Origin of the sequence: Mesorhizobium sp. M7A.F.Ca.ET.027.03.2.1, from assembly GCF_003999175.1 — a bacterium.
GTDB lineage: Bacteria > Pseudomonadota > Alphaproteobacteria > Rhizobiales > Rhizobiaceae > Mesorhizobium.
In genome coordinates this window covers 1-9,647 of sequence record NZ_RZOM01000099.1, presented here as the reverse complement: position 1 = coordinate 9,647, position 9,647 = coordinate 1, and the positions used below count along the sequence as shown (strand labels likewise).

General features: G+C 60.4%; 12 protein-coding genes and 1 pseudogene. 5 read left to right on the top strand and 8 right to left on the bottom strand.

Features of this window, described 5'->3' with window-relative positions:
- Positions 1-52 precede the first annotated feature (52 nt).
- From EN750_RS06985 to EN750_RS06975, 3 genes are all read right to left on the bottom strand, one after another.
- On the bottom strand, positions 53-523 hold the full coding sequence (locus EN750_RS06985; protein WP_127268875.1) for a YbhB/YbcL family Raf kinase inhibitor-like protein: 471 nt from the start codon (positions 521-523) through the stop codon (positions 53-55).
- A 46-nt stretch (positions 524-569) separates the two neighbouring features.
- Positions 570-770 carry a hypothetical protein gene (locus tag EN750_RS06980; protein WP_127396001.1) on the bottom strand — a complete coding sequence of 67 codons (201 nt, stop codon included), beginning with the start codon at positions 768-770 and terminating at the stop codon, positions 570-572.
- A 100-nt stretch (positions 771-870) separates the two neighbouring features.
- Positions 871-2,862 carry a protein-L-isoaspartate(D-aspartate) O-methyltransferase gene (locus tag EN750_RS06975; RefSeq protein WP_127396000.1) on the bottom strand — a complete coding sequence of 664 codons (1,992 nt, stop codon included), beginning with the start codon at positions 2,860-2,862 and terminating at the stop codon, positions 871-873.
- A gap of 262 nt (positions 2,863-3,124) precedes the next feature.
- On the opposite strand from EN750_RS06975, the gene EN750_RS06970 reads away from it, so the two are divergent.
- The 4 genes from EN750_RS06970 (at position 3,125) to EN750_RS06955 (ending at position 7,455) form a co-directional block, all read left to right on the top strand.
- Positions 3,125-5,536: a phosphoketolase family protein gene (locus tag EN750_RS06970; protein WP_127395999.1), complete on the top strand. Its 2,412-nt coding sequence runs from the start codon at positions 3,125-3,127 to the stop codon at positions 5,534-5,536.
- Entirely contained in the window at positions 5,533-6,711 is a 1,179-nt protein-coding gene (locus tag EN750_RS06965) for an acetate/propionate family kinase (protein WP_127395998.1), read from the top strand. The genes EN750_RS06970 and EN750_RS06965 overlap by 4 nt, the downstream gene beginning before the upstream one ends.
- Positions 6,712-6,914: 203 nt before the next feature.
- Positions 6,915-7,154 carry a hypothetical protein gene (locus EN750_RS06960; protein ID WP_127395997.1) on the top strand — a complete coding sequence of 80 codons (240 nt, stop codon included), beginning with the start codon at positions 6,915-6,917 and terminating at the stop codon, positions 7,152-7,154.
- 88 nt (positions 7,155-7,242) lie between these two features.
- Complete coding sequence (locus EN750_RS06955; protein WP_164873843.1) at positions 7,243-7,455, top strand: hypothetical protein; 213 nt, start codon at positions 7,243-7,245, stop codon at positions 7,453-7,455.
- A gap of 63 nt (positions 7,456-7,518) precedes the next feature.
- Here the strand turns inward: EN750_RS06955 and EN750_RS06950 are convergent, their stop codons facing one another.
- From EN750_RS06950 to EN750_RS39320, 5 genes are all read right to left on the bottom strand, one after another.
- Positions 7,519-7,683, bottom strand: a complete 165-nt coding sequence (locus EN750_RS06950; protein WP_081738679.1) for a hypothetical protein — start codon at positions 7,681-7,683, stop codon at positions 7,519-7,521.
- 152 nt (positions 7,684-7,835) lie between these two features.
- Positions 7,836-8,000 (bottom strand): KTSC domain-containing protein, encoded by a 165-nt coding sequence (locus EN750_RS06945; protein WP_127395995.1) that lies wholly within the window; start codon positions 7,998-8,000, stop codon positions 7,836-7,838.
- Between the two features lie 80 nt (positions 8,001-8,080).
- Complete coding sequence (locus EN750_RS06940; RefSeq protein ID WP_127395994.1) at positions 8,081-8,515, bottom strand: GFA family protein; 435 nt, start codon at positions 8,513-8,515, stop codon at positions 8,081-8,083.
- An 80-nt stretch (positions 8,516-8,595) separates the two neighbouring features.
- Entirely contained in the window at positions 8,596-8,895 is a 300-nt protein-coding gene (locus EN750_RS06935) for a PRC-barrel domain-containing protein (protein ID WP_127395993.1), read from the bottom strand.
- 166 nt (positions 8,896-9,061) lie between these two features.
- Positions 9,062-9,223 carry a hypothetical protein gene (locus EN750_RS39320; RefSeq protein WP_164873844.1) on the bottom strand — a complete coding sequence of 54 codons (162 nt, stop codon included), beginning with the start codon at positions 9,221-9,223 and terminating at the stop codon, positions 9,062-9,064.
- A gap of 241 nt (positions 9,224-9,464) precedes the next feature.
- Here EN750_RS39320 and EN750_RS06925 point away from each other — a divergent pair.
- Positions 9,465-9,647: pseudogene (locus tag EN750_RS06925) on the top strand (Crp/Fnr family transcriptional regulator); the annotation flags it as partial.

Below are 9,647 nucleotides of genomic sequence, written 5' to 3'. Positions count from 1 at the left end.
GAGGAGAACCGTTCCGTGCAGCAGGCCACCTCGGTCGCCCCTGGTCATTAACTTACGAATTGCGTTCGTAGGTTCCGATGAGTTCAGCCTGCTCAAGCGAATGTTTCTGCGCCTCCCGCCAGATGCGCTCGATGCCCACGCTGGCTGGAATGGCAAGGCTCGGCGTGTCGAGCGCGGCCAGCCGGAAATGGTAATGGTGAACGCCATGTCCGACCGGCGGTTCAGGGCCGTCGTAATAGGCGTTGCCAAAATCATTCGTTGCTTGCCTGAGGGCGCCCGGACCCGGCTTGCCGCTTTCGGCCTCGGGAAGTTCCCTCGTGTCCGGGGAGATGTTGAACACCGCCCAATGACCAAACGTTCCGCTCGGCGCGTCAGGATCCTGAACGACGAGAACGAGGCTCTTTGCTTCGTCTGGCACTCCAGACCATTTCAGCGGCGGCGATACGTTTTTGCCGTCTCGTGTGTATCTTTCGGGAATTTGTCCGCCTTCGGCAAAGGCGGCACTGCTAAGGGCAAGTGGCATGGTTCACTCCTTCCGGCGCAGTTGATCGCAGCGACGCGCAGGGCAGCTATTTGTTGGTCCGCATTTTTTGTCTTGGATCGATCCCGCCAGCGGCGGTCGTGTCGTTTTCGACGTCACCTTCGACCGTGTTCTCAAGCTCGAACTCTTCGCCTTCCTTGATCGTTCCCTTGGAAGTCCCGATACCAGGATTGTTCGCCAAGTCGGCATCGCTCGGTTTCTTCCATTTCGGATGTTTGGTTCCGGTCATGAGAAAACTCCTTCGACGGGGATTGCAGTTTGAAATCGCAGACCGGATAGTTCGTTCCGGTTCCACGCCTCAGCTTCTTCATTGGTTCGCCGCGCGCCGGCTAAAGCCCGAACGGGTAGGTGTCGGGAACGCCGGTTCTTGCATGCTCCGGGCCAAGCGGCGTCACTGCCGCGGTTTTGTCGAACCATAGGAACGCGTCGAACTGCCGGGGCAGGGAAGCGTCCGCATAGTGGCTGCCCAGCTCGGTTTCGGGCCGGTAGATCACCCCGATGAATCGCTCCAGCCTGCGTTCCAGCAGCCGCTCACGCAGCGTTGTGTCGCGCCCGAGGTCGAGCAGGAACCGCGACACAAGGGAATCGTGGCAAAGCCGTTCGTAGCTGTCGGCGTGCGACGCGCGGATTTGCTTCATCTCCATTTTGCCGTCCCAGTCGCTGGCGGCCGCTACAGTGCCGGAATGCGTGCCCATACCGATCAGCGCTGCCTCATCCCCGAAACGCTGCCGGCAGAGCTGGCCGATGTTCAGTTCGTCCCTAACGACGCCCATCTCGGTAAAGCGGGCATCGCCGATATGGGAATTGTGCGCCCACACCACGGCCTTGGCGTTGGGGCCGCCGGCATGCAGCAAATGTTCCAACGTTTCGAACATGTGCGTGTCGCGCAGGTTCCAGGACTCCGCGCCGCCATAGTACATGATCCGGTAATAGTGTTCGGCGGACGCGATCAGCCGGGCATTCTGACTGGCGTCGAGAAAGTCGGTGCCGTCCCTTTTTGCATATTCGAGCTGTTTGGCGAGCAAGTCCCGGCATTGTTCCAGCACCGCTTTCTCGCATTTTTGATAACCGGCGGTGAGCACCGCGCGGCCGTAGGTGGACGGATCGTGTTGCCAGGGCGTCAGGCAGCCATAGCGTTCGCGCGCGATCTTGGCTGCCTGGGGATCGACCCGGTCGAGATAATCGAGGACCGCGCCGATGGAACCGCTCATATTGTAGATGTCGAGGCCGTAGAACCCTGCTTGCGCCGAAGGCTCTAGCTTCTCGTTGTGACGGCGCATCCAGTCGGTGAAGGCCGCGACATCGGTGTTGCGCCACATCCAGGTCGGAAATCGCTGGAATGGCGCGCCAGTGCCGGTTCGCGGCCGACGATGGCGAACATAGCGGTCGATCGCCGCTGCGTCGGGCCAGTCTGCCTCGACCGCGACGATGGTGAAGCCGTGGCGTTCGATGAGCCTGCGGGTGATCGCCGCGCGCGCCCTGTAGAATTCGGACGTGCCATGGCTTGCCTCGCCAAGCAGAACAATGCGCCGGTCGGCGAACCGATCGAACAATGCGCCGAAGGCTGGATCGTCGAAATCGGGCAGGGGTTCGGCCGCGGCCGCGATCATATCAGGCAGGCTGATCGGATGGGGATGTCGAAGCGGACGACCAACGTCGGTGGCCGTGCCGTTTTCCGACCAACCCTGCTCGCCGATCAGAGGGACGAAGCGCACGCCGCCGAAATCCTCCTCGCTATAGGTTGCGGCGCCTGTCCGGGTGACTTTGAGCAGACGTTGCAAATCCGGGTCGTCGCCGACCGGAATGACGAGCCTGCCGCCGACATCGAGTTGCTCCTGAAGGGCGAGCGGTGCGCCGGGACCACTGGCTGTCACCACGATGGCGTCGAACGGCGCCGCCTGCGGCCAGCCCTTGGTGCCATCGCCTGTCCGAACCTCGATGTTTTGGTAGCCGAGTTTTTCAAACCGCCGCTTCGCGGCTTCGGCCAAACCGGGATGACGCTCTATCGTGTAGACCTGTTCGACGATCCGGCTCATCACCGCGGCCGCGTATCCCGAGCCGGTGCCGATTTCGAGCACATGGTCACCCGGTTTGACATCCGCCATCTCGATCATGAACGCGACAATGTAGGGTTGCGATATGGTCTGGCCATCGGCGATCGGCAGCGGCGTGTCTTCGTAAGCAAATTCCTCGAAGCCGGGTTCGACGAAGGCCTCTCGCGGAACTTCGCGCATTGCCTGCAGAATCTCACGGTCATGAATGCCACGCCGGCCGACATGGATATTGACCATTCGATCACGGGCACGAGGAAGATCGAGCATCTTTTAGCTCCCTTTGGTGCAACGCTTCGAGGCTATCCTTCGCGGTACCTGCCTTGAGCCTGGCCTTCGCGATTCCAGTTTCTAACCGCCGGAGGACTTCAAGGTTCCCGCCTATTTGCGGACAGGGCCGCAAACCCGGCCGAGATGGCGTCCGGTCTCTCGGCCGCGTGGGTCGTGACGCCGACCCGAACGCGACAGTCGGGGGTTGCTCAAGCGCAAAGATGCCCCAGTTATCACCAGCGAACCGAAGCTGGAGATGTCGATGAACGACAAGGCTGCCGCGACGCCGCAGGCCATCGGCCACGAACGGATCGACCTCATGGACCGCTACTGGCGCGCCGCGAATTACATCTCGGTCGGCCAGATCTATCTGCTCGACAATCCGCTGTTGCGCGAACCGTTGAAGGCCGAACACGTCAAGCCGCGGCTGCTTGGCCATTGGGGCACGACGCCGGGGCTGAACTTTCTCTACGTGCATCTGAACCGCGTCATACGCGAACGCGACCTCGATGCTCTGTTTATCTGCGGGCCGGGCCATGGCGGCCCCGCAATGGTCGCCAACACCTGGCTCGAGGGCACCTATAGCGAGATCTATCCCGATATCGGGCAGGGCGAAGACGGCCTCAGGAAACTGTTCCGGCAGTTTTCCTTCCCCGGCGGCGTGCCAAGCCATGCCGCGTCCGAGACGCCAGGCTCCATCCATGAGGGTGGTGAATTGGGATATGCATTGGTTCACGCCTTTGGTGCGGCCTTCGACAACCCGGATCTGGTGGTTGCCTGCGTCGTTGGTGACGGTGAAGCCGAGACCGGTCCGCTCGCGGCGGCATGGCATTCCAACAAGTTCCTGAACCCAGCCTCGGACGGCGCCGTCCTGCCGATCCTGCATCTCAACGGCTACAAGATCGCCAATCCAACGATCCTCGGCCGCATGGACGATCAGGAGTTGCGAAATCTTTTCGCCGGCTATGGCTACGAACCGTTCTTCGTCGAAGGCCACGAGCCGCTTGCCATGCACCAGTCGATGGCCGCGACACTCGACACGGTGCTCGATCGCATCCGGTCCATTCAGGAACAGGCCCGGGCTCCGGGATGGGATGGTCAACGCCCGCAATGGCCGATGATCGTGCTGCGCAGCCCCAAGGGATGGACAGGTCCCAGGGAGGTCGATGGCGAGAAGGTCGAGGGTTTCTGGCGCTCGCATCAAGTGCCGGTGTCGAACGCACGCGGAAATGAGGGCCACCGCAAGATCCTCGAAAACTGGATGCGAAGCTACGAACCGGGAGAGCTGTTCGATGAAAGCGGGCACCTGTTGCCGGAGCTCGCGGCACTTGCGCCAACAGGGACAAAGCGCATGGGCGCAAGCCCGTACGCGAATGGCGGACTGTTGAAGCGCGATCTTGTGCTTCCCGACTGGAAAAGCCTGGCGCTGGAAGTGCCTCGTCCGGGAGGCGTCATCGCTGAAGCGACGCGGATTTGCGGAAGCTATCTTCGCGAGGTGTTCCGCCTCAATGCCGAGGCGCGGAATTTTCGCCTGATGGGGCCGGACGAGACGTCATCCAACCGCCTCGACAAGGTGTTCGAAGTTACCGATCGGCTCTGGATGCAGCGCATCGAACCCTACGACGTCCATCTTTCCCGTGACGGACGTGTCATGGAGGTGCTCAGCGAGCATCTCTGCCAGGGCTGGCTTGAAGGCTACCTGCTCACCGGCCGCCACGGCCTGTTCTCCTGCTATGAAGCCTTCATCCACATTGTCGATTCGATGGTCAACCAGCATGCCAAATGGCTGAAGACCTCCGGCGAGCTTGCCTGGCGCAAGCCGATCGCCTCGCTCAATTACCTTTTGACCTCGCATGTCTGGCGGCAGGATCACAATGGTTTCAGCCATCAGGATCCGGGCTTTGCCGATCTGGTCGCCAACAAGAAGGCCGATACGGTAAGGCTCTATTTTCCGCCGGATGCCAACACCCTGCTGTGGATCACCGATCATTGCCTGAGAACCTATAACCGCATCAATGTCATTACCGCCGGCAAGCAGCCGGCACCGCAATGGCTGTCCATTGAAGAAGCCGAAGCGCATTGCAAGGCGGGGGCGGGCATCTGGGAATGGGCCGGTACGGTTGCTCAGGGCGAGGCGCCCGATGTGGTCATGGCCTGCGCCGGCGACGTGCCGACCCTGGAAACGTTGGCCGCGACCGACATCCTGCACTCTGCGGTCCCCGACCTGAAGATCCGCGTCGTCAACGTCGTCGACCTGATGACGCTGCAGTCGAACACGGAGCATCCGCACGGGCTCGCCGATGGAGACTTCGATACGTTGTTCACGAAGACACGGCCTGTCATCTTTGCCTATCATGGCTATCCCTATCTCATTCATCGCCTGACCTACCGTCGCGCCAACCATGACAACATGCATGTGCATGGCTTCCGAGAGGAGGGCACCACGACGACGCCGTTCGACATGGTGGTGCTCAACGAACTCGATCGCTACCACCTCGCGCTTGCCGCCATCGAACGCGTGCCGGGACTGGCCGAAAGGGCCGAAGAGCTTGCCGGCGAACTCCACGGCCGGTTGGTGAAGCACAGGGCTTATGTCCGCGAGCGCGGCGAGGATATGCCCGAAATCCAGAAATGGAGCTGGCCCGACAAAGGCGCGGCAAAGGCGCGCCAATGATGCGCCAATCGATCCTGGCATTGAATGCCGGTTCGTCCAGCATCAAGTTCGCGCTTTACGATCTTGTCTCGTCGCAGGCTCTGCAGCTCGTTTCGCGCGGCACGTTGGACCTGGGTGACATCCCCACCCTCCGCGCAAAAGCGGCCGACGGAACGGTGCAGTGCGATCGGCAGCTCGCCACCGACAGGCCGCGTGACGCAGCCATAGGCGAGATGCTGAATTGGGTGCAGGGCGAAATCGGCGAAAGGAACCTGCTCTGCGCCGGCCATCGCATCGTGCATGGCGGAAGCGAATTCATCGAACCTGTCCGTCTGACCCCGGACATCATCGACGCCATCGACAGGTTGACGCCGCTCGTTCCGCTGCATCAGCCTCGCAGTCTTGCGCCGGTCCGTGCAATAGCCGCCTTGCAACCGGACCTGCCACAGGTCGGATGTTTCGACACCGCTTTCCACCAGACGATCGATCCGCTGGTGCGGCGCTTCGCCCTTCCGCGCCAATATGAAGGGCAAGGCTTGCGCCGCTACGGGTTTCACGGTCTCTCCTATGAATACATCGCCGGGCGGCTCAGCGGGATATCGCCAACTCTTGCGGCGAAACGCACCATCGTCGCCCATCTCGGCAATGGTGCCAGCCTTTGTGCTTTGCAGCAGGGCAAGAGCATCGATACGACGATGGGGTTTTCGGCCCTGGATGGCCTCGTCATGGGCACGCGGTGCGGCGCCATCGATCCCGGCGTGCTGTTGTACTTCCTGCTGGAAAGAGGCATCGCGGCTGAGGAGCTGCAGACGATGCTCTACGAGAAGTCGGGACTGCTCGGCGTATCCGGTATTTCGGGCGACATGAGGACGCTGGAAGCGAGCAACGATCCTCGCGCCCAAGAGGCGATGGCGCTTTTTGCCTTCCGCGCGGCGAAGGAAGCAGCAGCGCTTGCAAACACGATGGGTGGTCTTGAATGCCTCGTGTTCACCGCCGGCATCGGCGAACGGTCCGCGTCCATCCGCAAGGCCATATGCGAAAAATTGACCTGGCTTGGCGTGGTGCTTGAAGAACGCGCCAACGACATCCACGCCGAAATCATCAGTCGTCCCGAGAGCAAGGTGGAGGTGCGCGTGATTGCGACCAATGAGGAAAGTGTCGTTGCACGTCACAGCCGCAAGGTGATGCAAGCCTGAAGGCTCGCCATTGGCATCGGAAACTCGGCTTCGGCTCGGCAAAAGCGCGGGCAAGGGCATTCCCTGTTCGAAAATTACCAAGCAAGCGGTCGGGGGAACCAACTGCCCATGGAAATATTGTGCGAGCAATCTCGGCTAACCCCGAGACCGTCGGCACGATGATCACGCCGACAGCCATACTTCAGGCATTGGCTGAGGAATCCATGTTTACGGACGATGTTGCGGTGAGGCGCCTGAAAATCCTGGTCCAGCAATATGTCGAGACACGCAAGAAACGCCACGATGTGATCTCTACCGCCAAGGCCGGAACCGCAATTCGGGAGGTGATGCCAAGTTGCCCGCTTTCGGGAGAGGCCTTCGATGATCTGATTGCGGCCTGCGCCATCGAGCATGGCCTGGCTGTGCTCTTCGACAATCCAGGTACATCAGGCACTGAAATCTGAGGCTGGCGCTTCCGATTCTATCATCGCAATGAGGAGTTCAGTCGGCATGTCCAGGTACTTTTTCGACCTTCGAGATGAGAGCGGAAGCTTGCAGGAGGATCCCGAGGGCCAGGAATTTTCTGATCTCGCGAGCGCCGAGGAAAACGCGATGGCGTCGGCGAAGGAAATCCTCGCCGAAGAGCTGCTGCATGGCAAGCCGCTGCGTACCGGATTGGCCTTCGAGATTTTTGACGAGAACCGCAACCTGGTGCTGCACTTCCCCTTTGCGCTCGCGGCCGAAAAGGCCGGCGAACCCCCTTAATCCCGAATTGCCTGGCGGCCGATCCCCTGCATGGGTCATGCAAGCCGGGCCTCAATGCGGATCCTATCCTTCCGCCTTGAAGTTTCTGGCTTCTTTTTCGACCTTGGGGCTGTCCTTGCCATGCTTTTGCATAAGCTCCTTGGCCTGCTTGGGTGAGACGTCGGTGGTCTCTGCCAAGCGCAGCGCCTTCTTGTCCTTGCTTTCGGTCTTCTGCTTCTTGGCCGTCATGGCTCTTGAACTCCTTTGTAGGCTGTTCCGATCGATCTTTGCCGGTCCCGAGCATATCCAGATGAATTGTCATTGCCTGGTTTGCTTCGACGAGACGTCAACGAGACGGTGCGGGTCAGGTTCCGTGCATCGTCTGCTCATGTCCGAACTTGTCACGCCACGCGGCGGTACCGATGGCGATCTCGGATGAATTCATTGAAGAAGCGGCCTTTTGAGGAAGCTTTGGTGAAAGCGGCATTGCCGCTCGGAACAAACCAGACCGAGAGGATCCTGGTGGCGGGGTCGTATTGTGCGTTTCGGATCACGGTCGATGGCATGGTGGCACCCGACGGGTCTGCCCGAATAACCCGTTAGCGATCGTCAGGTTCCGCCGATGCCCTCGCGCCTTGCACGGCGACTACCGGTCGCGCGGGTTGCCCAACTTCGGGTCGCGCTTCCTCGAATATCGGTCGATGCGTGGCAGGCTGTCATCAAACTCGATGTACGGTAGCCTCAGATCCCAATAGGCATGGGCTTGCGGCCGAAAACCTTCAGGTTTGTCAAGAAAACCGACCGCCACGTAGAACTCGTCCGGCAGACCTTCGTCGCTATAGCCTATCGAGCTTCCACAGTCCGGGCAGAACGTGCGGGTGACGCCTGGCGTTTTGGAAAAGGCCTTCGGTGCCCCTCTAAGAAGCTGAAATTGCTCTGGCCGGTAACCGACCCAAATTGTCATCGGACTTCCGATGGCCCGGCGGCAATCGTCGTCGTGATCGTAGCATATCCAGAAAGGCTCTCCGTCCATGGCTGCGGCGATTCCTCCGCAGAAGCAGGCTCCGGTCTCGCGCCGCATCGTCTGTCAATCCTGTCGCGCCCAAGGACGTTCAGAGAGCGGCCGAACGGCCGCTCCCGTTCAAGGTGAAGTCCTCAAAATCATGCATCGTGATGCTCGGGCATGTTCTTGAGCTGATCCTTGGTCCAGTTCGTCACCGCGTGAACGTCGCCGTCTTCATCGCGCATGAATTCCAATTGGCTCGCGGGAACGGCCACCGGCTTGGCACCTATGCCGAGAAAGCCGCCGACATCGATGACGACCTGACTGGCGGCTCCAGACCCGTGGACATGCGAAACGCTGCCGACCTTGTTGTCATCCGCGTCGTAAATGGTGGCGTCTTCGAGAATGTCTGGCGTCAGTTCGGTGCTTGTGAGGCGTACGTGGTTGGTGTGATCCATCGTTCGAACTCCTGTTGGGTGGAATATTTGAACATCTCAGCCGGGCAATCGTTCCGAAGAATTTCGGGGCGACGGACGGACGACGCAAGGACGCAAGAACCCTCAAATCAGCCTCGGCCCGAATTGACTCGCAAAGCTCTGTACGGAAGCGTACAAAGGGCAATCGTCAGCAGCACAGTTTGGGCGTTGACGCTTGGGAGTGACCATCGCTCTTGTCCATCACGAGGCATGGCGTTGCATGGCGAAGGAGCCCGAGCACCCCGGTCTGCCAGTAGTCGCGATAACCGCGCTTGCGCGGGATACAGGCGCCGCTGAACAACAGATACATGATATCATATCGCTCCTCGGGTTCGATCGCGCCTCTATCCTGCGGGAGGCTCGTTTGCTGGCGAAAGATGGTCAGCCAACAAGGCCTTCGAGTCTTCAGCAGTAACTGTCGGTTTCATACCAACACGCCGGCTCGTCTAGTGCTGCGCGAGACGAAGTCTATGGTTCGTTACCGTCCGCTCGTTCGACGGGCGCGGCCGGCTAAGAGATTCCAGTGCTCTTGCCCAAGGGAAAAGAGTCTCGTGGATTACCAGATACTGCAAGCCAAGAGCGAATTGCTTCGCCGCATGAGCGCGGACGATTTCGCGCGGCTGAGGCCACATCTGGCGAGCGTTTTCCTGGAGTTGCGCGCGCCGATGGAGACCGCGGGGCAGAAGATCGAGGCCGTCTATTTTCTGGAAAGCGGACTGGCCTCGGTGGTGGCG

Coding starts and splice junctions, on each gene's coding strand:
- EN750_RS06985 (WP_127268875.1), bottom strand. CDS start 523: ATGCCACTTGCCCTTAGCAGTGCCGCCTTTGCCGAAGGCGGACAAATT.
- EN750_RS06980 (WP_127396001.1), bottom strand. CDS start 770: ATGACCGGAACCAAACATCCGAAATGGAAGAAACCGAGCGATGCCGAC.
- EN750_RS06975 (WP_127396000.1), bottom strand. CDS start 2,862: ATGCTCGATCTTCCTCGTGCCCGTGATCGAATGGTCAATATCCATGTC.
- EN750_RS06970 (WP_127395999.1), top strand. CDS start 3,125: ATGAACGACAAGGCTGCCGCGACGCCGCAGGCCATCGGCCACGAACGG.
- EN750_RS06965 (WP_127395998.1), top strand. CDS start 5,533: ATGATGCGCCAATCGATCCTGGCATTGAATGCCGGTTCGTCCAGCATC.
- EN750_RS06960 (WP_127395997.1), top strand. CDS start 6,915: ATGTTTACGGACGATGTTGCGGTGAGGCGCCTGAAAATCCTGGTCCAG.
- EN750_RS06950 (WP_081738679.1), bottom strand. CDS start 7,683: ATGACGGCCAAGAAGCAGAAGACCGAAAGCAAGGACAAGAAGGCGCTG.
- EN750_RS06945 (WP_127395995.1), bottom strand. CDS start 8,000: ATGCCATCGACCGTGATCCGAAACGCACAATACGACCCCGCCACCAGG.
- EN750_RS06940 (WP_127395994.1), bottom strand. CDS start 8,515: ATGCGGCGCGAGACCGGAGCCTGCTTCTGCGGAGGAATCGCCGCAGCC.
- EN750_RS06935 (WP_127395993.1), bottom strand. CDS start 8,895: ATGGATCACACCAACCACGTACGCCTCACAAGCACCGAACTGACGCCA.
- EN750_RS39320 (WP_164873844.1), bottom strand. CDS start 9,223: ATGTATCTGTTGTTCAGCGGCGCCTGTATCCCGCGCAAGCGCGGTTAT.